The organism is Bifidobacterium aquikefiri, assembly GCF_002259795.1.
GTDB classification, from domain to species: domain Bacteria; phylum Actinomycetota; class Actinomycetes; order Actinomycetales; family Bifidobacteriaceae; genus Bombiscardovia; species Bombiscardovia aquikefiri.
The window spans coordinates 41,914-68,595 of record NZ_MWXA01000004.1; the positions used below are offsets into that span (position 1 = coordinate 41,914).

The window sequence follows — 26,682 nt, forward strand, 5'->3', positions numbered from 1 at the left end:
GACCAGAATCAGGCCTTCTTGAGGTTGGTCACCACCATCAGCACCTGAGACGTCCATGTGCTTGGCGAAGCATAAGGATTCTTCTCGGTTGGCCAGCCGGTGAACTTCTTGGTGCTGTACAGGCCCCAAAGACCGCCATAGAACATGCCGACAACAGGAACCTGGTTATACACAACCTCTTGCAACTGGTTGACGATCTCCTTCTGTTCGGTGGTGGAAGATGTTGCCTTGAGCTGAGCGAGCAGCGAATCGGTCGTGCTGTTCTTGTAGCGCTCGAAGTTGGCCGAAGCCGCTGTACCGACCGGCTGGTAGAACTCGCCGTTGAGCAAGTTGCTGTAGTCAGTGTAGACATCGCCGGTACCACCGAATGACGCGACAATCAGATCGTAGTCGCCATTGTTCAGAGCTTGGGTGTAAGCAGCTGGCTGTGGCTGATTGAGCTTGACCGAGATGCCAATTGCACTGAGCTGAGTCTGCAGCGTTTCAATACCACGAAGCCAGTCACTGTATCCACTGGGAACCGTGACGGTCAAGGTCAGCTGCTTGCCGGTACTGTCGACGAGCTTGCCACCCTTCTCGGTGTATCCGGCCTTGGCGAAGTACTTCAACGCGGTCGTCTTGCTCTGCTTGACGACTCCGCTGTTAGGAATGCTGGAGTTGACCCAGGACTTCTGATTGGGAAGCAGCAGCCCGGTCTGCGTCGAGGCATCGACGTAGCCTTCCTCGGCATCCTTGGCGATTGCCGCACGATCGATCGCATTGCTCAGGCCAAGACGGAAGTTGACATTGTTATATGGAGTCTTCGTGAGGTTCGGGAAGAGCGAGACCGTGCCGCCCGGAGGGAACCAATAGTGATTGTGCTGCTTGTCGGCACCAACCCAGGTCTTTTGCACATCGTTCATGTACATATAGCCCCAGTCATAGCCCTTGTTGACCATGTCGAGCGCCTTGTTTGATGCTGGGAAAACGATGGAAGTCGCAGCAACCTTGCCCGCCTGCCAATAACTGGCGTTCTTCGTCAGAGTGTATTGGTTCGGCGTATAGGTGCCGAGTTTGTATGGCCCGGTTCCTACAGGAGTCGCATTCGTGTCCTTGACCGGATCCTTGACGCTCTTCCAGATGTGTTGGGGAACGATGAGCTGCTGGTCGATGATCTTGACGGCAGGAACGTCGTTGTCCTTCAGATTGAAGGTAACCGTGTCGCCACTGGCCGAGATGGAAGCAATGTGCTGCCATACGCCGAGCGTGTCAAGGGCGCTGTTGGTCTTCAGCAGATTGAAGGTATAGACGACATCATCAGCGGAGAATGCCTGGCCATCCGACCACTTCACACCCGAGCGAATCGTGTATTCCACGGTCTTGGGATTGACGATCTTGTGAGATGTCGCCAGGAATGGTTTCTCCGTGCCGTCGATGCTGTTGACGACCATCAATGGTTCATAGATGAAGTTGATACCGGTTCTCTTGCTGCTTGAGAATGGGTTGAAATTCTTGGTGAAGGTAGGGCTGCCGTTATCTCCCCCAAAGAGAATTTCAGTTGACGAGCTCCCCCCTGCTCCTGACTGTGCATCGGTGCTGCCGCATGCAGCGAGGCCGATGGCCATGGTGGCAGCAGCTAGGGCAGCGACTGCGCGTACCGCTAGGTGTTTAGTATTCATGTGACGCTTCTTCCTGTCCACGTTGACAAATGACGTACCCGAAATCTCGACGTGCACGTCACCGCTGCAATCAAAGCATTTGGCATGACCTGTTCATTGTGAGGAACCACAATGTTCAGGGCACAGTGAAAACCACTTTGATTCAACTGGCAGAAACAATTGTATGCGCTTACATCTGCTTTTGCAAATATAGTCGATATTATTTCTTTCTGCTCTTACATTGGCTTTATTTCAGTGCTTTTAACGTATACAATTTCGACACGCCGAAATGTTAGCGCTACCAAGCACATGTTTTTTATGTGTACACTGATGTCCAGATGTAAGAAATGTATGAAAACGAATTCACGTCATTCATCGTGATTCGTCCATTGCCTTGATTACATTTCGTCAGTCAATATCAATTCCCATGGAGGCAACGATGTCATCCAAGAAACCGACTGTATACGATGTGGCCAAGGAAGCCGGCGTATCGATTGCGAGCGTTTCAAGAGCTTTGAGAAAGCCAGAGAGCGTACGTCCCGCAACGCGCGAACTCATCGATCGGGCTATAGAGCGACTTGGCTATGTTCCCAGCGGAAGCGCGCAGAGTCTGGCCGCCCGCAGAACCGGCGTCATCGGACTGTTCATGTCGAATCTTGACGAGCTCGACGATCTTCAGGACTTTACGCTGAGCAGCGTCGATGACGCACGAGTGAAAATCGATCCCACCCACCATACCGACTATCACCGCAATGATTCCTTGTATTATGACCAGGTGCTTCGAGGATGCGAGCTGGAGACCTGGAGACGAGGGCTCTCGCTGATGGTCAATCTTGGCTTGGACAGAAACGAAAAGGGGCTCACCCAACTTGCCGGCGAAATGGCCGGAAAAGTCGATGGACTGATCGTGATGGCACGAAGTGTGCCCGATTCCACCCTGGAATTCCTCAAGCGCCGCGTGCCTGTCGTTATGGTAGCGGACGCACCCTCGGATAACGAGGCCGGTTATGATCTGGTCCGTGTCAGCAATCGTAAGGGCATGCGCAAGCTGGTGCAGCATCTTATCGACACACATCATGTCGATGACTTTGCATACATCGCTGGTCCTGACGACTCCCCCGACAATCACAAACGATATGTGGGATTTTGCGAGGGTTTGCGCAGTCGAGACATCAATCCCGAGACCGTGCCAATATACCGCGCCGGATTCTCGTTCACAGTGGCTCGCACCATTACGCTGGACATGGTGACCAGGCACAAGATACCCCGTGCCCTGGTGTGCGCAAACGATCAGATGGCGCTCGGCGTGTGCAAGGCCTTGACCGACAGCAACATTCGCATCCCTCAAGATGTGATCGTAACCGGATTCGACGGCATCAAGGAATCCGAAACGAATGCGCCTCGCATCACCACGGTCAGCCAGCCAATGCGCAATCTCGGACGCGCCGCCGTGAGCACGATGGTACAGCGCCTCGAAAATCCCGATGCCGAACCCTATGCAATCGAACTTCCGGTGACGTTACTGTTGCGAGAAAGTTCAGAAGGCGAAATTTCGAAGAAAAGACCAGCGACGAATATCTGAATACACGAGATTTTCGAGTTTTGTGGCAATTTTGAAGTACACGGACGGAATATCGTTGATTTTTCGTCGCCAACAAGCAAAAAATCAGACTTGTCACTGTACAATTGCCACAAAACTCGAAAATCTCACAATGTTAGAGACCGATTTCCTCCGTTGAAGCGATGTCGTTCTCGTAATCCATATCCTTCGTTTCCTTGGTAAACAGCAGGGAGATGAGGGTCAACACGGCCGCGCCAGCAAGATAGACACCGACGAGCCAGGTGCTGCCGTGAGCAGCACTCCACAATGCCGTGGCCACGATGGGCGCAAGCGCTGCACCAAGAATCGAACTCACGTTATAAGCGATGGCCGAACCGGTATATCGAACATTGGTTGGGAAGAGCTCAGGAAGAAGCGCTCCCATTGGACCGAAGGTAAAGCCCATCAAGGTGAATCCGATGATAAGGAACGACTCAGCGACCCACGTCGTTGAAGACTGACCTCCACGCCCGTCGAGGAAGAATGGGAAGAGCAAGCCAAATACAATGATCACGCCGGTTACGATAAGCAGCAGTTTGCGCCGCCCCATCGAATCGGCCAAGGGACCCGATATCAGGGTAAAGATGCCAAAGAAAATCACTCCAACAATCTGCATCAGCACAAAATCGGTATAGGTGATGCCGAGTCCCGCAGGACTCCCGTTGGTTGCGGCGGTGCCATAGGTCAGGCTGAACGTCGTCATGAAATAGAACAGCACATAAGTGGCAAGCATCGCAAAGGTACCCAGCACCACGGCCTTGAAATGGTGCCGCAAAGTGTCTGCAAGCGGCATCTTGACGATCGCACCCTGACGCTGCGCCTTTTTGAAGGCTTCAGATTCAACGAGCTTCAAACGAACCCAGAGTCCAATCGCGACCATTACCGCGGAGAACACGAACGGAATTCTCCAACCCCAACTCAGGAATGCCTCTGATTGCAACAATGAACTCTGCGGATGCGGAAGCGCATAGTTGATGATCAGGAACAGACCGTTCGCAACGATGAAACCGAGCGGTGCACCCAACTGCGGGAATGTCCCATACCACGCACGCTTGTTTGCAGGAGCATTCTCAGTAGCGACAAGAGCGGCACCAGACCATTCACCACCAAGGGCAAAGCCTTGCGTCAAACGAAGCAGCAACAGGAAGATTGGAGCGATAACACCAATGTGATTGTACGTTGGCAGGAAACCGATGATGAAGGTCGCGACTCCCATGGTGAGCAGCGATGTCACCAAGGTAGTCTTGCGGCCATACTTATCCCCCATATGACCAAAGAAGACGGCACCTATTGGACGAGCAACCATGGCTGCGCCGAATACGGCGAATGAAGCCATCAGGGATGCTGTGCTGTTCGTGACCGGGAAGAACAGCTTCGGAAAGACCAGAACCGCAGCAGTTGCATACACATAGAAGTCATAGAATTCAATGGTCGTTCCGACCAGACTTGCCGCAATGACTCGAGCTGGAGAATTCAGAGGCTTGACTGCCTCACGATCTGCGTTGTTTGACGGTGATGATATTGATGTCGATTCTTGGATCGACGAGGACAAAGATGACACGATTACCCTTCTCGTTTTCGTGCAAAAAAGTCTTCCCGATGGCGAATTCGCTACTTGTAGTGGTCGAAGCCGTAACAAAGTATAGATGACTGGATGGTTATGGTCCTTGTGGGAGCCGTGGAATAGAATCCTAACACGCATGATGCCCTTTTCAAGGATTAGTCCACTTTTTGAGCTCATATTGAGTCTATAAGCTGAGTTTTGCAAACGTGCCGTGGCATACAAGCATTTTTTGGCTTCGCTACGTCCGAGATGAAGCCATTTTCATGCGTTTATACTGTGCCAAGTTCGCAAAACTTGAAATCTCGATTGTTGGTCGTGGCTGTTTGATGTCAACTTATGAGTTTTGTTGCCTTTTTTCAGATAACCAATTGAAAAGTGGCATATTTTCGTCAAACATGTACAGAAATATGCCCCTTTGAAGAGGGTCTATCTGAAAAAAGGCAACAAAACTCAATATCCGCGCTCCAAAAAAGAGGTTTGGTCCGTTTCCAGCTTATTTTTTGCGATAGAGCTTGGTGTATGAACCCTCGGCACGAGGACGAATCACTATCGAATCAATGTCAACCGTGTCAGGCAAATCAACAGCCCAGCGGATAGATTCTGCAATGTCGTTGGCATGCAGCGGGTCTGGGACGCCCTCATACACGCTGTCTGCCTTGGAGTGATCGCCGCCAAAACGCTTGAGTGAGAACTCCTCGGTCTGCACGAGGCCAGGCGACACATCGATAACACGAATTGGCTCGCCAATCTGTTCCAGCCGAAGCACCCGAGCCATCACCCGCTCGGCAAACTTCGAGGCGCAATAGCCTGAGCCACCTTCATAAGGCTCGATTCCTGCCGTCGAAGAAACGATCAGAACCGTGCCTTCGGACTCCTTCAAGGTTGGCAACAGCTTCTGTATGATACGCAGGGTGCCCAGCACATTGAGCTCATACATGCCGCGCCAATCGTCAAGATTCGCCGTTGCCACCGGATCCTTGCCGAACGCGGCGCCAGCACAGTTTACGAGCGCCTTGACTGGACCTTCAGCAACGATGGTCTTCACGGCGTCGTTTGTCGAACCTTCATCCGTGATATCGCAGACCACATATTCGCATGATCCACCCTTCGCCTTGATGGAGTCCGCAAGTGCCTTGAGCTTATCCTCACGCCTTGCGAGCGCGACGACACCCCATCCATCGGCAGCCAGGGTTCTCGCGGTTTCGGCGCCAATACCGCTCGAAGCTCCGGTTACGACGGCACGCCTTGCCGGCTCAGATGGCTTGGCTATGGTTTTTTGATTCACTGAATCAGCCATGTACACTCCTTCACTATGCTTGTTGCAGCGTATACATCGCAGAGGCAACTGTCACATCTGCTTTCGCTGTATATATCCAGTGTGACTCACCCCTGAACCTTTTTGATTACGGGCTTTGCTTTCGGCGAATCCAAACGATATGTCATCAGGGTGAATATCAGCCCGAAGAAGGCCAGAACGGTGAGCATGAGAAAATCGAGCTGAGTGCCGGATGCAACGGCCGCATTCGCATTCACAGAGCTCGTTCTTCCCTCGAAAGCGGTTATCGCGGCAGCCAGGACGGATGTTCCGAGCGATCCCGCATATTGCTGGAAAGTGTTGAACATAGTGTTCACATCGCCCTTTTCTGCAGGAGCAACGCGCTTGGTCGCATCGGACATGGTGCTGCCGAAACCGGTGTTGAAACCGATTCGGATGAACATGTAAAGGAGCGTCAGCGTAAGCACCGTCGAGGACTTGGTGAACCAGCACAACAATGCGCAGCCGACCATCATGGAAACATTGCCCAGAGTAATGGTGATGCGAGGGCCATGCTTGTCATAGGTTTTGCCGGCAAACGGCGATATGAATGCGCCGGCAATCGAACCCGGAAGCATGATCAGACCGGCAACGAGTGCGCTCGTGCCCAGATATTTTTGTGAGAACAAGGGAAGAATCACAGAAATGCCGATATTCGCAAACTGGAAAATGAAGTAGTTTGCCGCGCGCAACCGGACAATGCTACGAGCGAGAAGATGAAAGTTGATGATCTGACGTTTGCCCTTGATGGCATGAACTACCAGCAACGCCAGTGCTGTGAACGTAATGACCAATCGAATGGCGAAGCCCCAGTTGGCTATTCCCATCCTGCCCCACTGATTGACGACTTCGATGAGCCCAAGCATGCTTACTGCGAGCAATGCGAGCCCTATGGCATCGAAACGTCTTGGATTCTTTGATGCTGGCAAGATAACGTATCGGAAACCGACGAGAGCCAAGACCGCAATCAGAGGAACGAGTATCCAGAAAATCATGCGCCATGATATGAAGTTGGTAAGGATACCACCATATACGGGGCCTAAGGCCGGTGCCAGCGAGACCACCATTGCTGCAAGGCCGACATAGAAGCCGAGACGGTGAAGTGGAACCAATTCAAAGATAAGATGATACATCAGTGGCGTTGCCACGCCGGTTGCCATGGCCTGCAACAGACGTCCCGCCATCAGCAACGCAAGGTTTGGAGCGAGGGCGCACAGCAGTGATCCGCAGAAGCAAGTCACGACAGCGAAGCGGAACATCGCCTGCGCTGGGAATCGCTCGTTGAGATAGGCCGTCGAACACATCACGACCGTGACCATGAGCAGATAGCCCGAGGTCAGCCATTGAACGCTGTCAAGGCTGGCGTTGAACTGCTTCATCAGAATCGGGAAAGCCACAGTCAAGGATGTCTCGGTCAGAATTCCCAAAAATGTCAGTAACCCGACCGAGAAGATTGCAATTTTCGACCGTAAGCTCACCTCACGCATGGATGTTTCCCCCCTTGGCCCTTGTGCATTCATACCGAGCCTCACCTTTAGGATTGCGCTTCGACCCATTGCGGTAAGCCCGAGAATTCTCAAAGGCAGTGATGGCAATGTCCAAGCAATCGAGTTCTACCGTACTCGATTCAGCTGGACATAATCAGAGTTCAAAGCCCAGTTCTTCCGAGGCTGCGTGGGGAATCGCCTCGAATGCCCAGTACTCGTCGAGATTCTCGCCAGTACTCAGGCTGCGGATTTCTGCCTTGTCAATATAGAGCTCACCGTGGAGATGATCGGTCTCATGCTGGAAGATTCGCGCCGGCCACCCATGGAGTCTCTCTTCATGTTTCTTTCCGGATTCATCCATCCAGAAAGCATCGATATCAAGCCACCGCTTTCGGACTGCCTGAAAACCATCAACGGAAAGGCAACCCTCGTAGAAGCTGCGCGTTTCGGTTCCGATTGGCTCATATCGGGGATTGATGATGACGTGGAAGGGGAATTCAGCAATTTCTCGAGGATCGTCTTCGTCATCTCGAATATGATCCTCGACCACTGCCAAGGTGAGCGCAATGCCGACCTGTGGAGCAGCAAGCCCAACGCCTGGGGCATCGAGCATCGTCACGCGCATAGCCTCGATCAGCTTGCGGAATGTTCTCTTGCCTAGCTGACCGGTATATGCCTCGCTCTGTTGGCGCAGCACTGGATCGCCGGCCTCTACGATGCCAAGCAGCTGATCTTCCCCCGCCTCTTTCAGCATCGCATCTATTGCCGTGTTGAGACTTGCATCCAGCTTGGTGTGACCGGGGAACATTGAACCTCCAAATATTGCTTTTCGTAATGGATTCGTGTGTTGCTGCAGCTTGGTCTGACACACATCGCTGCAACAACGTCACTTCTTGGATTGACTGTGTTGATTGCGTCAGCGCTGGTTACCACGCCAAGCATCGCCAAGCCGAATGTTAATCACAACGCCAGCTACAGCGAAAGCTCATCCTTGACGACCTGCGCAAGGCGCTCACACGTTGCATCCGCCTGCTCCTGCGTCTCGGCCTCGGCCATGACACGCACCAACGGCTCAGTGCCACTGGGACGCAACAAAACTCGGCCAGTCTCTCCGAGCAACTGCTCCTCATGTGCTACGGCATCCTTGATTTTGGCGTTGGTGGTGGCGGCGAGCTTGTCGACATTCGGTACGTTGATCAGCTGCTGCGGCAGTTGCGGAAAGTCAGCGGCTAGCTGCTTCAAGGACTTGCCCGTGCGTACGACCTCGTTGGCGAGAGTGAGAGCCGTGAGCGTGCCGTCACCGGTGGTGGCGAATTCGCGGTTGATGACATGTCCAGACTGCTCGCCACCAAGGGTGAATCCTCCACGAAGCATCTCTTCCAGCACATATCGGTCGCCGACGGCGGTCTGTACTGTGGCGATGCCCATGTCCTTGAGTGCAAGCTTCAATCCCAGATTGCTCATTACGGTCACGACGAGCGTGTTGTTGGCGAGCTTGCCGTCGCGCTGCTTGGCGCGCGCAAGAATGCCCATGATCTGATCACCATTGACCATCGTGCCATCTTCATCCACTGCAAGGCATCGGTCTGCGTCGCCGTCGAAGGCTACTCCCATAACGGCTTGCGATGCCTTTACCATCGCCTGCAACTGCTCGGGGTGAGTCGATCCGGCATGCTTGTTGATGTTGTATCCGTCTGGGGACGCATTGATGACCACAACATCAGCACCGGACTGACGCAAAGCTTCCGGCGCCACAACCGAAGTGGCACCATTGGCGCAGTCAGCAACGATGCGCAGGCCAGCAAGCGGCTTTGAGCGCGTCTTGTCTGCGCCCATCGGTGCCACGGCATCAACAAGATGCTCGATATAGCTGTTGGTTGCGGTGACGGTATCGTGCGAAACCCTGCCGACACCCTTGCCGGTCGGACGCTCCCAATCCTGGCCGAGCACCTTTTCAATGTCGTCTTCCTTGGAATCAGGAAGCTTGAAACCACCGCGTGCGAAGAATTTGATGCCATTGTCCGGCATGGGATTGTGTGATGCAGATATCACTGCACCCATCTCGACATTGAGCACGGAAGTAAGATATGCGATACCAGGAGTGGGGATGATACCCACATCGATGACGTCAAAGCCACCGGCGCTCATGCCTGCCGCCAGAGCCGAGGCGAGAAAGTCGCCAGACACGCGGGTATCGCGTCCAATCAATGCTCGGCGTCTGCCACCCGTCTGGTCACGGCTGCCCAAGACACGAACTGCTGCATCTCCCAAGTCGAGTGCAAGCCTTGCTGTCAAATCTCGATTGGCCAGTCCTCGCACACCATCAGTTCCGAAAAGTCTTGGCATCTTGCCCTTCTTCATGCTCACGATTCATATGAATCCGAAGTTATAACCATACCAATTGTTGTCCATCATCGGACAAAAATGCGGGTGCTGCGATTTTTCGCACACCACCCGCACAGCAACAATCCCTTTATCCCGGCTCCGAGAGAAAACTGCCGCTCATTGTGAACTTATGAAAGTATGTACCGTAATTTTTGGCCTCATCATGGCGACAAATCAACAATTTCACTCGTTGATACTTCCACAAGTTCACAATGAACAGCAGCTCGCCCAACATGCATGTTCAGAGCTGAGAATTGTAGGTCTGAACCTTCAATACGCGACGAGAATCGTCGAGGTTCTTGATGATCATGCCACGAAGGGCACGATCGGCATCCTTGTTTTCATTGAGCCAGCGCTCTGCGAATTCAACAAGCTGGTGCGCATCGGCAAATCGAGGATACAGGCTCTGCCCACTCAATGGGCAAATCAGTGTCTCCGCAATGTGGAATGACTTATCTCTCCAGATGGAATTGACGGTGCCGAAGAAACTCTCGACATAGTCTTTATACAGCTGCGAATCCGTATTCTGCGAGAAGCTCATCGCAATGGCTTCGATCTGGGAATTCGTCAGATCATTGTCATCCAAGGCTTCGGTCCACGCCCACTTCTTCGCTTGAGCAGTCGGGCGTGCCGCCTTGGCACCATATGCCTTTTCACGATTCTCAGTGGTTTCGCGCCTGCCGAGTTCTGCATCGATTGCCGTATCACTGATCAGGTTGTTGGCAGCGAGTGCATGGATGATGAGCCAACGCAGGCTGTTGTCGATGACCAGGCCATCAAGTGTGAGTTCGCCGCTCAGCAGACCTTGGGCATTGTCTTCGAAGTCATCGTCAACACCATAGCCAAGGTATGCCTGGAGCAACTGGAATTGTTCGTCGGAACCGGCTTCTGCCGCAAGCACGAGCCTCCACAGACTCTGGGCAACGAGTTTCATGATGGCTGCCCTGCGGGTTGGTGCAACATAGTAATGGACGGCGCCCGAAATCTGAGACAGAGCGTATCGGAATGTGGTCGACTGCTTTTCTGTGGAAATAGCCTTCAACGACAGGGCTGCGAAATGCTCTGCCGGGAATTCAGCGTCCCTCGTCATATCCCAGAGTGAGAGCCATATGACCGCTCGAGCCAGTGGATCTTCAAAGGCATAGAGATTCCCCGCGGCAAAGTCCAATGATTCCTTGTCAAAGCGCAGTTTCGTATAAGTGAGATCATCATCGTTCACCAGAATGAACTGTGGACGCTTCAGACCGATGATGTCACTGATCTCGGTGCTTTCACCATCGATATCGAGCTCGAATCGATCGGTGCGAATGATCTTGCCGCTCTTGTCAGCGTTATAGAATCCCACGCCAATGCGATGCGGACGCAATACCGGAAACTCTGCAGGTGCCGTCTGCACAAGCTTCGCCTTGATAATCCTATCGTCAGCATCAGTGTCGATTGCCGCAGTGATCGTATTGATGCCTGACTGCTCAAGCCACAGCTTCGACCAGGAATCAAGATCGCGACCGGAAGCCTGAGAAAGTTCGGCAAGCAGGTCGTTGAGTGTGGCATTGCCATAGGCATGCTTGGTCAGATAGCTGTGGATTCCTTCGAAGAACTTCTTGCGGCCGACATAAGCGACGAGCTGCTTCAACACTGAGGCACCCTTGGCATAGGTGATGCCATCGAAGTTGACGTAGGTGTCGTTCAGATCATGGATCGGTGCCACGATGGGATGCGTGGTTGGCTTCTGATCCTCGGCCAGAGCCCAGCTTTTCTCGCCGGAACAGAAGGTTGCCCAGTCATCAGTGTGCTCGGTCGCCTCGGATGTGGCAAGCGTAGACATGAATTCTGCGAATGATTCGTTCAGCCATAGATCATTCCACCACTTCATCGTCACCAGATCGCCGAACCACATGTGTGCAAGCTCGTGAAGCACGGTTTCGACGCGACGGTTGATGACGGCGCCACTCACCTTGGATTCGAAGATGTAGGAATCGCGCAAGGTCACGAGGGCGATGTTCTCCATGGCTCCCGCGTTGTATTCAGGAACGAAAACCTGATCATACTTGGCATAAGGATAGGGCACGCCCCATGTCTTGGCATAGAAGGCAAACCCCCGCTTGGTCACGTCGAACAGCGACTCGGCATCCTTGTCAAAGGCATCCTTCAAGGATTGGCGGCAATAGAGTCCCATGGGAACCGTGCGGCCATCCTCGTTGGCATATTCAGAGGTCCACTGGGCGTACGGCCCGGCAACGAAGGCGGTCAGATAAGAGCTCATCGTGGGCGTCTGCTCAAAGATCCATCGCTTGATGCCCTCTGCAGCTGCATCGCCAAGCGTTCCCTCGGCTGTCTTGCCGGCCAGATTCTCGACTGAGCCAGCAGGAGAATTCGAAAGAACCGTCCATGATTCTGGAGCAACCACCGTGAAGTCGAATGTGGCCTTTACATCAGGCTGATCGAAGACTGCATATACGCGGCGAGCATCGGGAACCTCAAACTGGCTATAGAGATAGATCCTGCCATCAGCTGGATCGACGCTGCGGTGCAGACCTTCGCCTGTGCGCGAATAGTCGCACGTGGCGATCACATCGACCTGATTGTGCTCTTGAAGATTCTCAAGAGCGATTCTGTCGTCCTTGAAGGCGACTGCGGGATCCAACTGCTCTCCGTTAAGCACGATGCTGTCGATCTGTGGCGCAATCAAATCAAGAAAAGTGCTGCTTCCCGGTTGTGCGTCGAAGGTAAGCGTCGTGGCCGACGTGAAGGTCTTTGATCCTTGCGTCACATCAAGCGACACCACATATGCTGGATGTGAAATTATCCCCTGCCGTTCCTCAGCCTCGATCTGTGTCAGATTCGATCCTGGCATTCCCCACTCCTTAACTATCATCACACGATGATGAATGTGTTGGCTTTGCAACTCATACGAACATATGGACAACTATGTGCCGGTTCCTGGCACGCCGTGTGCCAAAGCATGTCCGATCTCAATCCAACCTTACTCTCAGGCATGCTTGTGGCCCCGAAACATTCGACACCTCTCGTGTCTCCCGCTTCGGGGCCACAAAGCCAGATATGCGGCTCATCCAGTCACGAAGTTCACCGTGCCATCTGAACCGATATATGCTGTTCGCTTACTTCTCGACGTCCTGCGCTATGTCGGCAACGACTGGCACGATCATCGGGCTGCGGTGCAGCTTGCGCGCTATCCAACCCCCCAGGGTTCTGCGCATGATCTGCTGCAGCTGGTGCGTGTTGTGCGTACCCTGCATCATCGCATCCTGGAGTTGTTCAACGATCTGTTCACGAATGCGTACGAACTCGCTCTCATCCTCGGCAACCGCATTGAGGAAGATCTTCGGTCCGCTGATCACATCATTGGATTGCGTATCCACAACAACGAAGGATGATACGAAACCTTCGGACCCGAGGATTCTGCGCTTTTCAAGCTCTTCATCGGTAAGCTCGCCGACCGAATCTCCATCGACATAGACATAGCCGCAGGGAACGCTGCCAACGACTGCTGCCTGACCATGATAGAGATCAACGACATCGCCATCTTCTGCAAGCACCACGTTCTTCGGATCGACACCGGTCTTGACTGCAATCAGACCGTTGGCTACCAAGTGGCGGTTTTCACCATGGATGGGCATGGCGCAGCGAGGCTGAACAATGTTGTAGAAATACAGCAGCTCGCCCTCGTCGGCGTGACCGGAAACGTGGATCGCCGCGTTGTCCTTGTTGATGACTCGTGCTCCAAGGCGTGTGAGCTTGTTGATGACCTTGTACACGCCATGCTCATTGCCTGGAATGAGTGAGCTGGCAAGAATCACGGTATCGAATTCGTTGATCGTGATGTCTCTATGCGTTCCGTCGGCAATGCGGCCGAGCGCAGCCATTGGCTCACCCTGCGAACCCGTGACCATATAGACGATCTTGTTATCTTGAATGTCATGAGCCTGTTTCAGGTCCACAACCGTGTCCTCTGGCAGATGCAGATATCCCAGATCCGAGGCGATTGCCATGTTGCGTACCATCGAACGACCTGCGAATACAACCTTGCGGCCAAACTTATGCGCGGCATCGACGACCTGCTGCACGCGATGCACATGGCTCGAGAAGCTGGCAACGATGATCTTACGGTTTGCCTCAGCAAAAGCCTTGTCCAGAGCCGGTCCGATTGAGGTCTCCGGCTTGACGAAGCCCGGAACCTCGGCGTTTGTGGAATCGACCATCAACAGATCGACACCTTGTTCGCCCAGACGACCGAATTCGCGCAAGTCGGTAATCTTATGGTCCAAAGGCAGTTGGTCGAGCTTCATGTCGCCGGTATCGATGATGTGACCAGCAGGGGTCTTGACCGAAACACCGAGCGCATCTGGAATCGAGTGGGTGACGGTGATGAATTCAAGGTTGAAAGGACCGACCTTGAGTTTGTCGCGGCCTTCGACCTCAACCTTGGTCGGCTCAAGATGATGCTCCTTGCACTTCGCATCGACGAATGCGAGCGTGAGCTTCGATCCGATCAGCGGGATATCTGGGCGCAGTTTCAAGAGATACGGAACCGCCCCGATATGGTCCTCATGACCGTGCGTGAGCACGAGTGCTTCGATGTCGTCAAGACGAGTGCGAATATAGTTGAAGTCAGGAAGAATCAAATCGACCCCAGGCTGCTCCTCTTCTGGGAAGAGAACACCACAGTCTATGAGCAAAAGTCGACCGTTATATTCGATGACGTTCATATTGCGTCCGATTTCGCCCAAACCGCCAAGAGCCACGATTCGCATCGAACCCTTGTGATATTTCGGCGGTGCGACGAGGATTTTATCCGGCTGCGCAGTCGAAGTTGTCAACTTGCGTGAATTGTTTCCCCTGGAACCGGAATAGTTGCCACGACGCTTGCTATTTCTGTTCTGCGACCGGTTAGCTGTATTTCTTTTTCGTGTCGTACTTTTATGTTGTTCTTGTGTCATTTCCACTTGATTTTCTTTATTCAGTGCCTTCGCCTGATACGAAGGCAACGCTCATCGTGTGATGTGCGAATCACAGCAAGCCCGCTCGGCGCATACCCTCTTCCGCCTTGTCAAGTTCGCGTGCACTCGGACCTACGTTAGGTTCGCGCATCGTTGTTCCGGGAATGTATCCCTTGATTTTCAGTGCTGCCTTGGCCATGACGGCCTGGAACCCATCTCCATTGAGAGCGGTGATCACAGGCTCGATCTGAGCCGCCAATTCCTGCGCTTTACGAATGTCCCCAGAATCGAAAGCATCGGCCAACTGTCTCATCGGCTTTGCAGCAACGTGGGCAGCCACTGAGATTACACCTACGGCACCCATGGCGAGGAAAGGCAGATAGAGCGAATCATCGCCTGAATACCAGACCAGATTCGTCAATCTGCGCTTGACAAGAGCCTCGGCAATATTGCCCGTTGCATCTTTTACGGCTGCAATGTGTTCGAATTCCGCAAGGCGCTGATACGTGCTTGTTGTGACATGCAGTCCGGTGCGTCCGGGTACATCGTAAACAATGATTGGCTTTTCGGCTACTTCGTTCACCGCCTTGTAATGAGCCACGATTCCGCTCTGCGAGGGACGAGAATAATAAGGCATCACAATAAGCAAGCCATCCGCTCCGGCATCCTGAGTCATCTCGGCCATGCGCACTGTGTGAGCCGTATCGTTCGAGCCTGCACCCGAGATAACGGGTACGTCAACGGCCTGCTTGACAACCTGAACGAGCTTGACCTTCTCTTCAAGGTGGGTTACCGGTGACTCTCCGGTGGTTCCATTCACCAGCAATCCATCCGCTCCATCGGAAACGAGATGCTGAGCCAAGGCGGCTGCAGCGTCGTAATCTATCGCACCGTCTGACTTCATAGGGGTGACCATTGCAGGTATGACACGGCCAAATGGGGCCGAATCAAGAAGATTAGCGTTCGGAGTGCTCATAAAAACCAAGGTACTGCGCGGCTGAGACTGGAATTGAGCGAGGAAACACCTTCATTGTGAACTTGGCGAAGTAGATCAGCTCAAAAACAGTGCATTTCTGAGACAATCGAGCCAAAAATCGGAAATTATACTTCGACAAGTTCACAATGAATGGGAAAGGTGCAGATTGTTAGAGATTAAGGAAGGAATCGAGGCCAACGGTGAGGCCAGGATGCGATTGTGTGGCCATATTTCGAATTGCAAGAAGCACACCAGGCATGAATGAACCACGGTCGAAGCTATCTGCGCGAATGGTGAGCTGCTCTCCAGCGTTGCCAAGCAAGACCTCTTCGTGCGCATTGAGCCCACGCAGTCTGACTGCATGAACATGGATGCCATCAATGACTTCGCCACGAGCCGAAGTATCGTTCTGTGTCCCGTCTGGGATACCGCGCAGATTTGCTGCACGGCGTGCATCTGCAATCGTATGCGCGGTGTGTATTGCGGTGCCGGACGGTGCATCGACCTTGTCGGGGTGATGCAGCTCGATGACTTCTGCCGATTCAAAGTATCTGGCTGCCACGCCTGCGAAGTAATCGGCAAGAACTGCTGAAATCGCAAAGTTTGGAGCAATAAACACGCCGACTTCCGGGTGATCCGCGAGTGCAGTGCGAATCTTTTCGTATTTCTCTTCCGTCCAGCCGGTGGTGCCGACAACAACGCTGATGTCGCGCTTTACCAGTTCAAGAACATTGTTCAGCGTCACCGATGGAATGGTGAAGTCGACGGCAATATCGGTGTTCTGAGAGTTGACGATATCGAAGGAATCTCCAGCATCGAGCTGTTGTGCGATGACCATGTCATCCGCGGAGTCGACGGCACCGACCACGGTGCGACCCATACGGCCATGCGCTCCAATAACAGAAACCTTGATCATCAGCCTGCAACCTTTCGTTCATTGGGAACATTGTTACGGAAGAATCTTGCCGAGGCTCATCGCCTGGATCACCTACCCAGGGCATCGCCTCGGTCAACACCCATGTCATCGACAAGGATATGGTAACCGGCGTTATGTACTACAAGCGACTTTGCGATCACTGCACTCACCTTTGTCTTTGTCCTTGCTTTTTATGTACTCTCACCCGGGATTTCGAGTTTTGTCGCCTCAAATGATGAAATCGCCTCAGCATGGTCCTTTTGCTCTGGTTTTTTCAACGATTTCGGGCATGTATATGAGAAAAAAGGACTCTTCAGATTTTGGTGTGTGAGGGCTGTGCGGTTGTGAATCACCCAACCCTCCATCACCCTTGGGTGATGGCGCAGCCAGACTACCTCGAGCGCGCCCTTTCTGTAACCATAAGTGTGCCCTTTTCCTCATCATTCCGAGAGCTCCCCCTCTTCCCGTCAACCCGAGAACTCCCCTTCTTTCCGTCATCCCGAGCGCCCCCCCTTCCCCGTCATTCCGAGCGGAGCGTAGCGGAGTCGAGGGATCTCATCCCACTGGAATCCAACAGCGGAGATCCCTCGACTGCGGCTTCGCCTCCGCTCGGGATGACAAAAAGGGGTCGCGTGGGATGATGGAATGGAGAACTCCGCATGACAGTGACAGCCAACGGTCAAGAACAGTCGGAACCACGCACATCAAACCATGAAGAGCGAGTTTTGTTGCCTTTTTGAGTATCAACTTGAATTTCCCCCCAATTTCTGCGAAATATTCCTAGATCTTTAGGGGATGTTGAGCCTGGATACTGGTAAAAGGCAACAAAACTCGCTTACTCGGACTTTGGGACCGTATTTTCGCACAAGAAATCAGTCTTCGTCGGATATTTGGGGCAATCCGGCATCCAAATCACGGATGATTTCGTCTCGGGAACGAGATTCGGTTTGAATCTGTCGGTTTTCGGGTTTGGATTCGCTCACGTAATAGAGGCATGCGTCGATTTGGCCGATATCAATGCCTTGCATCATGGATAGAAGGACTCGATACATATCAAGCTGTAGGAGTTTGATGCGAATGTCTTCGCTCGACACGGGACGACGGCCCGTCTTCCAATCCACAATCGTATATCTTGCAGCGGATTGTTCGCCGTTTGAGCGCAGAGCCCCATCCGATGACCGAGCGTTCAGACCGCCATTGAATACTGCATCGAGTTTGCCTTTCAGCACCTGATCATTGATAGCTCCGACTATGGGCCGTTCAACCCAGGCAACGCTTCTGTGCGCCCAAGGCGAGCGAGCCAGCCGCTCTTCCCAATCACATAGCTGCCTCTGTTCGGAAGTTGTCGCTTGGTCACGCTGCTTCACGAGTTCAAGAATCATGGCCTGACGTGTTATTTCAGTGGCAATGCCGTCTACTCCTTCATCCTGTTGAACGGTGAAATCGTCTTGCGCAGACAGAAAGGCACTCGCCCATTCATGCAATCGCGTGCCCGCCTTGGCAGCGGCGGATGGCATGCGTGGGATCGGACGGACGATGCCACGCCAAAGGCGCCGCTCCGCTGCCTCATCGTGATCGCCGGCGAGCGCCTGCAATGCCGTGACATTCTGTCCACCGGACGAAAGCACTTGCAAACCACTCTTGCGCAGAGCCTTCACATCGTCGGCTTTGCCATGCAGAGAGCCAAGCCTTCCTGAACGCTGCGCAATCACCTGCATGGCCTGCGCGAGCAATGGGGTGCTCCCATCAAGGATTGCCTGGTCGTTTGTATGTTTTTCTTTGGAATCGATCGCTCCAAGGACGAATCGGGCAGAGGTGTCGAGCGCTGATTTCATTCGTGGCTTCAACGCCATCGGCCAAATCAGCGCTTCCGAGTCGGAAGAGTGTGACGATTCGGATTCGTGTGCTTCTTCGGCGCAATCCTGTGCAAGCTCAGCCAACGCTGTAAGCATTGCAGTTCGATAATCCCGGGCGTGATCCCCTACGAAGTAGCCCGTGAATTCAGGATTCTCCGCACTCGTCGCCGATGCAGAGGTTCCAGAATCGGCACCAGCCCGTCGTTGCAGGTCAGCATCACTGAAACACGCCGCGGATGGATCCCCGATAAAGCTCTGATAGCTTTCAATCCAGAAATTCGAGGCTGCGGAATCTTCAAGCAGATTGGATTTCGAACCGTTTGCTTTGCCATTTTTTGAAGCGTTATAGCTGAGCAGCACATCGTGGCGTGCGCGTGTGAGAGCGACATACGCCAATCTGCGTTCGTCTGCGTGGTATCGTGAACCGAATTCCTTCTGCTGTGAGAGCCACTGCGTGTTTTCTTCATCACGGCATTCCCCATAGACCTCATCTTCAAGACTTATCAGGCTGATGCGGTCAAGTTCGCTTATTGTGCTGGCATTCTCATCCGCATCATGCGGGAAGCGTGGCAGAATTCCTGCATCTGCACGAATGGGAACTGGAACGGCTGTCGCATCATCCATCCAACTCCTTGCTGTGGAAACGTAGCTTGCAGGGCGTGCCAATCTTCCAAAGCCATCGATCACCGCCGGATGGGTCTGTTCGATTTTCAACCCATCCCCCTGATTGCTGGGAAATGTTCCGGACTTCATGCCTACCACCGCAACGGCATCCCATTCGAGTCCCTTGGATTGGTGGATGGTCATCAGCACGACGTCTGGGTGCCCTGCGATGTCACTGGCAGGCTCATCGGGACTCTTGCCCATGGAATCGACCCAGGCGACAAATCCACGCAGCGTCGACGGAGTGCCATCCTGTAGTTCGGCTTCAAAGGTGTCAACCAATGCTTCGAAGGTATCCAAACTGGACTGGGCGGAGCTGCGATCGAGTCTGCCCCCATCGTCATGCAGACTCTGTGAGAGTACGACATCGATATCAAGCTGCAACGCGTGAACAGCAGCTCGTATGACGGTCTTCAGACCAGAACCAGCCTGTGACTGGACCTGCCTGAGCACCGATGCGAACTGCAGTAGCAGGTAGTGTCCCCGCTCGCTTATCCGAGAACCCTTATGGCTCAGGATTGATGTGAGATCGTCCTCCATCAGCACATCGATCGCAAAGACATTATTGGGGACGTTGTCGCGATGCTGATTCACATATCCATGCATCTGACTATGTTTCGCGCCCGTTGGGGCGAGTCCAGCCTCTACAAGCCCACGATACTGGCTCTCGACATTGATGCCTTTGACCATCTGAGCGAAGGCATTGAGATCGGCCGGGTTTACATTGAACCGTGGTGTAGCCAGCAACCGCATCAATGCTGCCACATCGGTATGGTTGCAGATCACATTCAGCAGGGCACGCAAATCTCGGATTTCCGGTCTTTCGAGGAGAGCTGAATATCCGACGACTTCATAGCTCAGGCCCGCATCGTGGAGAGCGCCACAATATTGAGGAAGATTGGTCTTCGATCTGAAGAGAATCGCCACATGGGGTGCATGCGTATCAACCGATTCGGAGCTTGCGGCGGCACTGGCCGAAGGGGTCGATTCAACACCGTAGCGGTGCCTCGATTCCTGAACAAATCGTATTACTCCCTGAATCTCTTCGTCCAAGGTCTGTGTTGCGAGAAGTCCCAAGGTTCCACGGTCTGCGCTGTCCCTTGCTCGCAGGGGTTTCACATCGACTTCGCGCATGCTGGCGCTCGTAGCCGTTCCCCGATCCTGACGCAACGGCAAGGTCAGATTATTGGCAGCATCCAGAATCAGCGACCCATTTCTAAAGGTTTGGGAAAGGGAATACTGCCGGGTTGGAGTATAGGCTGTCTGAGCCGAAAGCTTGTCGAATTCCTGCAGAAAGGTTCTAAATGCTCCAGGGCTTGCGCCACGCCACGCATAGATGGACTGAAATGGGTCACCGACCGCGCTGACCGCAGAGCGGTCAGATATATGCCTCCGTGTGGAAGCAGCTTCTGAATCTGGCTTCTGCGAAGCTTGGTCATCGCCGTCAGGATGGAACAAAGCCGCAATCAGCAAGGCCTGTGTGGTGGACGTGTCTTGATATTCATCCAGAAACACATGCGAGAAACGTCTGCGATATTGAGCACCGATCGAGGGAAATCTCGTAACCAATTGGTATGCAGCCAAGGTGAAATCGCTGAATTCAGCCATATTCGCCTTTCGCTTTGCCTCCTGATACTGCTCTGCAAGGGTGAGCAGCACCTCTCGGTTCTGTGCGATGGTTTTGAGATGTTGAGCTCTGAAGGCGCGACGCAAATCGCGGTTATGCTGGATTTCTCCCAATTTCTTGGTTCGTGTCTTCTCGCTCATCTTCTTGCTCGTATCGAGGGGAGCGACCTTCTTGTCGCTGGGATCGGCTTTGGGAATCTCAACGCCGCCAAGGATGGAATTCACACGGCTAATGAAGGCCGAATCCCACGAGTGCATGGCGTGTGCGGCCTGTTCAAAGGTCGTGCAACTTCCATCGATCATCGAATTGGAACAGGCGTGAGCCACGGCAAGCACATTGTTGACCGTGGTCGAGAAACTCTGCGAAGCGACGTCGGCATCGGAAGGTGTTGCTGCAGCCAATTTTCGTAGCAGACGCTCTTCTGAAAAAGCATCGCCTTTGACGGCAGCATCACTATTTTCCTCATAATCTTCGGCTTCTGCATCCTGCGTTGCAAAGAGACTCTGAATGTGTTCACCCACCACCTCGGCAGCGAGCTGATATGCACCGGCATCACTCAGAGGCTGGGTGGACTGGTTGAAGCCGACAAGCAGACCGTATTGTCGCACAATGCTCTGGAAGAAAGCATCGTAGGTCTGCACCTCTGGTTTGAGAAAGATGCTCGCACCGGTATTGGAATGTGCAATAACGGCTGCCGATACGCGGGTCAGTAGCTCCGAGGCGGCCTTCCGAGTGAAGGTCAGGCCAAGGATGCGTTCAGGCGAGACACCCGATTCTATGAGTCTCACTATGCGCATCGTCATCGTCATCGTCTTGCCAGAACCGGCACCTGCAACGATGAGCTGATTGGCATTGATATTGGCCTCGATGATGGACTGTTGCTCAGCGGTGCTGGTAAAGACTGGTTTTTCGCTGTGCTGCATAGCAGTTGTGCCCTGTGTCATCTGCGTTCCTCCATCACGTTCGCGTGAAGCAGTTCCCACGCCTTGCACGTATTCGAGCCACTGCTGGAATTATTGGGCTTATGGCATCGGTTGGCATCAAGCTGCATGCGTTCATCCGTGCTCGACAACCTCACACTGGCAGCGAAAAACACGCGTGAAATCATGCTGAGCGCCCAGATTCCCTGCGTGTGCTGATTGCGCACAATAAAATCCCAGAGTTCCTGATCGACTGTTTCAATGCGGGGTTTCTCTGAGAATTCAACGTCGATAAAACCGTCGATTGCCTTATGATGTGTCCGAGGCTCGAATATGGTATTGAATCTTCCCTCTGTTATCAACCCTGGCTGATGGTTTGTTTCAGGAAGCATATAGGCCAAAGCCGGAGCTCCATCCTGAGCCACATCGAAGAGATCTGCCTGTGAAACATACCGGGTTTGATCTGCACCGCCTGTGCTCTGCTGATCGAACAAGCTTGCAAGCTGATAACAGATGAGCTGCAAATCGTTGAACATGTCCTTGGCGGCATGCCCCTTGCCCGTTTTGTAGTCCACGATGCGAATGGTCTCATGGTCTTCGGATTGACGATGCTCGATTCTATCGATGCGCCCTGTAAGTCCAACCCTGACCGATTCGGGCATGCTTGGCATGAAACCGCCGCTCAAAGCGCTCATGACTCCAAACAGTTCATGCTCATCAAGATGATGCTCGGGATATGTCCGGTTCCATACAGGGAGCACATCGTTGACTGATATGCACGCATTGAACGGATGTTCAGCCTCTGAAGATATAAACCGGCCTACTTTCACTGGAGGTTTGCCGTCCAAAGCGTATTCCGGCTGCACACCATCGACGAAATATGACGCTATGTTATGAAGAATCTGAGGAACAAGCCGACGCTTCGACGCGCTGAGATACATATCCTCTGGATTTGGATGCTCGGCACTTCCCTCCATGAGCTCCTGGTAGATCGACTCCAGGCGTTCTGCGATATGTGATTTCAAGACTTCAAGACCCTGCTCATGCACCGGGCTGGTACTCGAAGATTCAGGCAATGCCAACCTATCCAACCCCTCATTCGTTGCTATCTCTGCAACCTTGTGAATGATGGTTCCGAACTGCATATGCACGTTGCTGGGCATTGGTCCGGTGAATTGAGAATCCAGCACCCATTCCAGCGGGCACTGCCAAATCGTGTCCACTGCTGAAGGTGTCAGCACCACCGACGGCCGATCTGACTGGTCAGGCTGGCATGGCTCGACGTTTCGGTCAGCTTGGTCGGGCTGACCAGACTGCTCAGGCCGTGGCACGTCCTTCACCTTCAGATTGTCCGACGAGTGCAGATACACGAATGGCCATGTTCCGGGATTGGCCTCTGCGTACCCCTGACTGGCAAGCATACACAGGGTTGCCATGGCATCTTTGCCATCCAAACTCGCAGGTTCTGTGTCTGCAAGAGTGCCCGCGAGAGTGCCCGCGAGAGTGCCCGCGAGATCATTCGAATCAGCGTGATGATGCAGGATCTCGTTCGCCAGTTGAGATCTTGCTATGGTGATTATCCCTCGGACACTGTTCTCCAGACCTGCCCACTGCCGTTGCCTTGTCTCTCCATCAGGACTTGTGAATGGCAATAGGTCCATACCGACCTGGGAGTATGGCACTTGCGCCAAATCGCTGAGACGTTCGAAACGCTCGGGAATCATGCCAAACAACAGGTCGGAGGGAATCGTATCGGTATTCCACACAGCGCTTATTCTCAACTGTTCGGCTGATCGAGTCAGGGAAACGAGGAAACTCTTCTTCTCGGAGTTCAGGGTGGCAATCAGCCGTGCCGTCGAATATCCAGCAAGCTCGTCATCGAAACCATCGTCCGAGGTTGGCACGGTCCAGTTGCCATCTATGTTGCCGTGCAAGACGATATTTGCCAATTCCTGAGTACCGAAAAGGGTATCTCGTTCGGTCAGGTTCGGCCAAGTGCCTTGTTGCAGCGACGGCATCCATACTATCGGCCACCGCTTTGCCTGTGCCAATGCTCCGGCAGGCGTGGTAAGCGTCACCGCATGCTCGATGGGGCCAACATGCGCGAGGGAATCAGCCTCAATCTGCATGCCGCGAACCTGGTCGATGAAGTCATCGGTGCTTGCATAACTCTGTGTTGCACCTGACAACTGAAATAGCCGCATCAAGGCATCAAGCCTATCGTTTGCCAATTCCCCTGAATTACCAAGTTCCAGTGATTCTTCCTGCCATGGTTCAGCAAGCCTGCATGCATTCCATGCCGTCCATAGCATCACATCAGGAGGCACATCGTCAACGGTTGAGATTGCCCTCTTCTTCATGAATGATGCCAGGTCAGCCTCGCATTCACGAATCACACGAATCGCATGCTCAAGTGCGAGAATATCCGCATCCCTACCGCTACCGGCTGCAATCGCGTTGAGCACGGAAATAATGGTGTGCGCCTCTGCATCAGTACCAGTGACAAGCAAGGTGAGCAGCAGTTGCCGAGTGATACTTGCTTTTTGGGATGTGGAATGGAATGCATCGTCTATCGTGATGCCACTGAGCTGTTGGGCACCCGCCGCCTGATGATTGACACTCCCCGCCCAGTCAAGCATGTGCTCGCGGATATCGGCAATCAGTGATTCCTTGAGCTGCGCGCTGTCGTGCTGCGCAGTGCTGAGCTGCGAACCTTCATCTGGCGAATCGGCAGCGTTGGTGGTCATTACCGCGCTATCCGCGCTATCCATCGCACATAGGGCACAGCAGGTGTCCAGCACCGATTCCAGACGTTGAATACGTATTGGACGATGCTCTGTTGTTGAACCGTTGATTGCAAAGATAAGTGGACTGGAGAGCAATGTCCTCAACCGATTGGCAAACCACAGGGATTGTGTCTGGGCATTGGTTGCCGGTTGTGACTTTATCCGTCGCTCAATCAGTTCAACCATTGCAAAGAGTCCCCGGATTACCGGTTCATCCTTCAATGGGCGTGTTATCGCGGAGTATCTGACCGGAATGCCCGCCTCTCTCAGACGCTCTCCAAAGGCTCGAATTGTGGAATTGTCGTGGGCGATGATCGCCATATCATTCCAGTCACGTTCATTCGCAAGGCTTTCATGCCTGATCTGCCACAGAATATCATCCATCTCTGCCTGTGGTGATTGGAAGATTCGGCTGTTCACCGTGCCATCATCGTCGAGATCCCGCACAGGCGCTATGGGCAACGTCCCGTCCCATTGGGGCAGCTTGCCCGGGCGCTTGGCCAAAGGTAGATCACTTGGAATTTCTCCGGTGATGCTCAATGACACCCGCGAAGCCACTACATCAAGGAATGTGTGAGCTGCTTGGGATGGCTGATCGCACGATCGCCGTTGAGCAGACGCTTCAGGGAGCACATTGCTCGTGGATGTTCGAGTCGTGGATTCGTACTTCTTTTCAGATGGCTTCCGCACCCTCGCAACGATGGGTAGCCAGGCTACATTGCATTGAGCCGCGCCCAATCTGCCAAGACTTTCAGATACAAGCGCAAGTCGGGATGCATTCCTATCCGTTTCACGCGACTCCGTGCCTATTCGCGAAGCAAGAAATTCGGGATACGCTCCTCTAAAGCTCTGCACCGACTCGTCTCTGTTGCCAATCAGCACCACACGGCTGCCCCGCGCCTCCAATGCCTGGATGAATGACATGCCGGCAAGCGTCAGATCCTGCCAATCGTCTATCACGATGCACCGCGGTATGCTCTCTGCACTGCAATCTCGAACGACATGTGTGGCGACGACCAGCATGCGTGACGCATCAAGTCTGAACTCATGCGGATACCGCCGTTCAATTTCTGCAGCATATTCCTGCCAGAGATGAAAAGCCAAGCTCCACTGGGTATTGAGTCTATCTCGCTGAGGAAAACTCAAGGGCTGTGATGCAAGCCGCTGCAAAACTGGCTGCTCGTCAGTGATGGAGAGTCCCAGCTCATTCATACGAGCGAGCATGTCTCGAAGCTCTGCGGCAAAATCATCATTGATCAGCGCCATGATATCTGTCATACCAGGAATCGAAGGTGCGGCATGGTTGAGCTGCGCAACACCCGGTGCCAGAACTTCCCACCACGGTGCGTTGTCAGTCTGTGCATCGTCACCTTGTGCATTGCCAGTACGTGCATTGCCAGTACGTGCATTGCCAGTACGTGCATTGCCAAAATACCGTGCCAATAATCTGCAACTCTCGCAGTCATCTCCTCTGAGCACCTCTTGGATGTGAAGGGTCAAAACCTTGCGCAGCAAGGAATCCTGTTCCGCACCATTCAACAGTTTTGGCAAAGACAAGGCCTGTGCGGCACGAGTCTGGCTCAGCAGACGGAAGGCGAGAGCGGCAAGCGTGCCCACTGGTCTCGTCTGATCACTCACACCGGTTCTGCGGATGATGGCATTGCTCAGCGCTGCTGCCGCCTTGCGTTGGGAAACAACCATGACCATGGCCTCGTTGCCAAAGGTGTGAAGCCCGGCAAGCATGGCTTCCAAGGCAAACTCCGTTTTCCCGCTGCACGGTGGACCTGAAACGACAAGTGTGCGGGTCACATGCCCCTGCTGATTCTTCAACTCACCCCGTATCAACTGCTCAACGGCTCGCATCGCCTCCGAACCTGCATATGAACTCTCTCTCCCAAATTCCTGCATATATACAAGCTATTGCAAGCCCTCCACAAAAATTTCTCTTCCCGTTGTGGCATATAAGGGCTGTGTGGTTTAAAGCATCCGGCC

13 protein-coding genes are annotated in these 26,682 nt (G+C 53.4%); 1 reads left to right on the forward strand and 12 read right to left on the reverse strand.

Annotated elements, in window-relative coordinates; all coding sequences use genetic code 11:
- Window positions 1-8: 8 nt before the first annotated feature.
- Window positions 9-1,658 carry an ABC transporter substrate-binding protein gene (locus BAQU_RS03445; protein ID WP_094692792.1) on the reverse strand — a complete coding sequence of 550 codons (1,650 nt, stop codon included), beginning with the start codon at window positions 1,656-1,658 and terminating at the stop codon, window positions 9-11.
- Window positions 1,659-2,076: 418 nt separating this feature from the next.
- Between BAQU_RS03445 and BAQU_RS03450 the strand changes: the two genes are divergently transcribed.
- Window positions 2,077-3,219, forward strand: a complete 1,143-nt coding sequence (locus BAQU_RS03450) for a LacI family DNA-binding transcriptional regulator (protein WP_158215630.1) — start codon at window positions 2,077-2,079, stop codon at window positions 3,217-3,219.
- A gap of 133 nt (window positions 3,220-3,352) precedes the next feature.
- Here BAQU_RS03450 and BAQU_RS03455 read toward each other — a convergent pair whose 3' ends face one another.
- The 11 genes from BAQU_RS03455 to BAQU_RS03505 form a co-directional block, all read right to left on the reverse strand.
- Window positions 3,353-4,798: an MFS transporter gene (locus BAQU_RS03455; protein ID WP_244568419.1), complete on the reverse strand. Its 1,446-nt coding sequence runs from the start codon at window positions 4,796-4,798 to the stop codon at window positions 3,353-3,355.
- 496 nt (window positions 4,799-5,294) lie between these two features.
- Window positions 5,295-6,098, reverse strand: a complete 804-nt coding sequence (locus tag BAQU_RS03460) for an SDR family oxidoreductase (RefSeq protein WP_094692798.1) — start codon at window positions 6,096-6,098, stop codon at window positions 5,295-5,297.
- 86 nt (window positions 6,099-6,184) lie between these two features.
- Complete coding sequence (locus BAQU_RS03465) at window positions 6,185-7,636, reverse strand: MFS transporter (RefSeq protein WP_158215631.1); 1,452 nt, start codon at window positions 7,634-7,636, stop codon at window positions 6,185-6,187.
- Between the two features lie 121 nt (window positions 7,637-7,757).
- The gene (locus BAQU_RS03470; RefSeq protein ID WP_094692802.1) at window positions 7,758-8,411 is read right to left on the reverse strand and encodes a peptide deformylase; all 654 of its coding nucleotides are present in this window, start codon (window positions 8,409-8,411) and stop codon (window positions 7,758-7,760) included.
- A gap of 164 nt (window positions 8,412-8,575) precedes the next feature.
- Window positions 8,576-9,949: a phosphoglucosamine mutase gene (glmM, locus tag BAQU_RS03475; RefSeq protein ID WP_094692952.1), complete on the reverse strand. Its 1,374-nt coding sequence runs from the start codon at window positions 9,947-9,949 to the stop codon at window positions 8,576-8,578.
- A gap of 280 nt (window positions 9,950-10,229) precedes the next feature.
- Entirely contained in the window at window positions 10,230-12,842 is a 2,613-nt protein-coding gene (gene pepN / locus BAQU_RS03480) for an aminopeptidase N (protein WP_094692804.1), read from the reverse strand.
- Between the two features lie 265 nt (window positions 12,843-13,107).
- Window positions 13,108-14,946 carry a ribonuclease J gene (locus BAQU_RS03485; RefSeq protein ID WP_094692806.1) on the reverse strand — a complete coding sequence of 613 codons (1,839 nt, stop codon included), beginning with the start codon at window positions 14,944-14,946 and terminating at the stop codon, window positions 13,108-13,110.
- Window positions 14,947-15,016: 70 nt separating this feature from the next.
- On the reverse strand, window positions 15,017-15,922 hold the full coding sequence (dapA, locus tag BAQU_RS03490; protein ID WP_094692808.1) for a 4-hydroxy-tetrahydrodipicolinate synthase: 906 nt from the start codon (window positions 15,920-15,922) through the stop codon (window positions 15,017-15,019).
- A gap of 169 nt (window positions 15,923-16,091) precedes the next feature.
- Entirely contained in the window at window positions 16,092-16,838 is a 747-nt protein-coding gene (gene dapB / locus BAQU_RS03495) for a 4-hydroxy-tetrahydrodipicolinate reductase (RefSeq protein ID WP_094692810.1), read from the reverse strand.
- 872 nt (window positions 16,839-17,710) lie between these two features.
- On the reverse strand, window positions 17,711-21,928 hold the full coding sequence (locus BAQU_RS03500) for an ATP-dependent DNA helicase (protein WP_094692812.1): 4,218 nt from the start codon (window positions 21,926-21,928) through the stop codon (window positions 17,711-17,713).
- Entirely contained in the window at window positions 21,925-26,598 is a 4,674-nt protein-coding gene (locus BAQU_RS03505) for a PD-(D/E)XK nuclease family protein (protein WP_094692814.1), read from the reverse strand. The genes BAQU_RS03500 and BAQU_RS03505 overlap by 4 nt, the downstream gene beginning before the upstream one ends.
- Window positions 26,599-26,682: the final 84 nt, after the last annotated feature.

What these genes read in the sequence shown, in the direction of transcription:
- BAQU_RS03445 (WP_094692792.1), bottom strand. Translation starts at nt 1,658, where the DNA reads ATGAATACTAAACACCTAGCGGTACGCGCAGTCGCTGCCCTAGCTGCT.
- BAQU_RS03450 (WP_158215630.1), top strand. Translation starts at nt 2,077, where the DNA reads ATGTCATCCAAGAAACCGACTGTATACGATGTGGCCAAGGAAGCCGGC.
- BAQU_RS03460 (WP_094692798.1), bottom strand. Translation starts at nt 6,098, where the DNA reads ATGGCTGATTCAGTGAATCAAAAAACCATAGCCAAGCCATCTGAGCCG.
- BAQU_RS03465 (WP_158215631.1), bottom strand. Translation starts at nt 7,636, where the DNA reads ATGAATGCACAAGGGCCAAGGGGGGAAACATCCATGCGTGAGGTGAGC.
- BAQU_RS03470 (WP_094692802.1), bottom strand. Translation starts at nt 8,411, where the DNA reads ATGTTCCCCGGTCACACCAAGCTGGATGCAAGTCTCAACACGGCAATA.
- glmM (WP_094692952.1), bottom strand. Translation starts at nt 9,949, where the DNA reads ATGCCAAGACTTTTCGGAACTGATGGTGTGCGAGGACTGGCCAATCGA.
- pepN (WP_094692804.1), bottom strand. Translation starts at nt 12,842, where the DNA reads ATGCCAGGATCGAATCTGACACAGATCGAGGCTGAGGAACGGCAGGGG.
- BAQU_RS03485 (WP_094692806.1), bottom strand. Translation starts at nt 14,946, where the DNA reads ATGACACAAGAACAACATAAAAGTACGACACGAAAAAGAAATACAGCT.
- dapA (WP_094692808.1), bottom strand. Translation starts at nt 15,922, where the DNA reads ATGAGCACTCCGAACGCTAATCTTCTTGATTCGGCCCCATTTGGCCGT.
- dapB (WP_094692810.1), bottom strand. Translation starts at nt 16,838, where the DNA reads ATGATCAAGGTTTCTGTTATTGGAGCGCATGGCCGTATGGGTCGCACC.
- BAQU_RS03500 (WP_094692812.1), bottom strand. Translation starts at nt 21,928, where the DNA reads ATGACACAGGGCACAACTGCTATGCAGCACAGCGAAAAACCAGTCTTT.
- BAQU_RS03505 (WP_094692814.1), bottom strand. Translation starts at nt 26,598, where the DNA reads ATGCAGGAATTTGGGAGAGAGAGTTCATATGCAGGTTCGGAGGCGATG.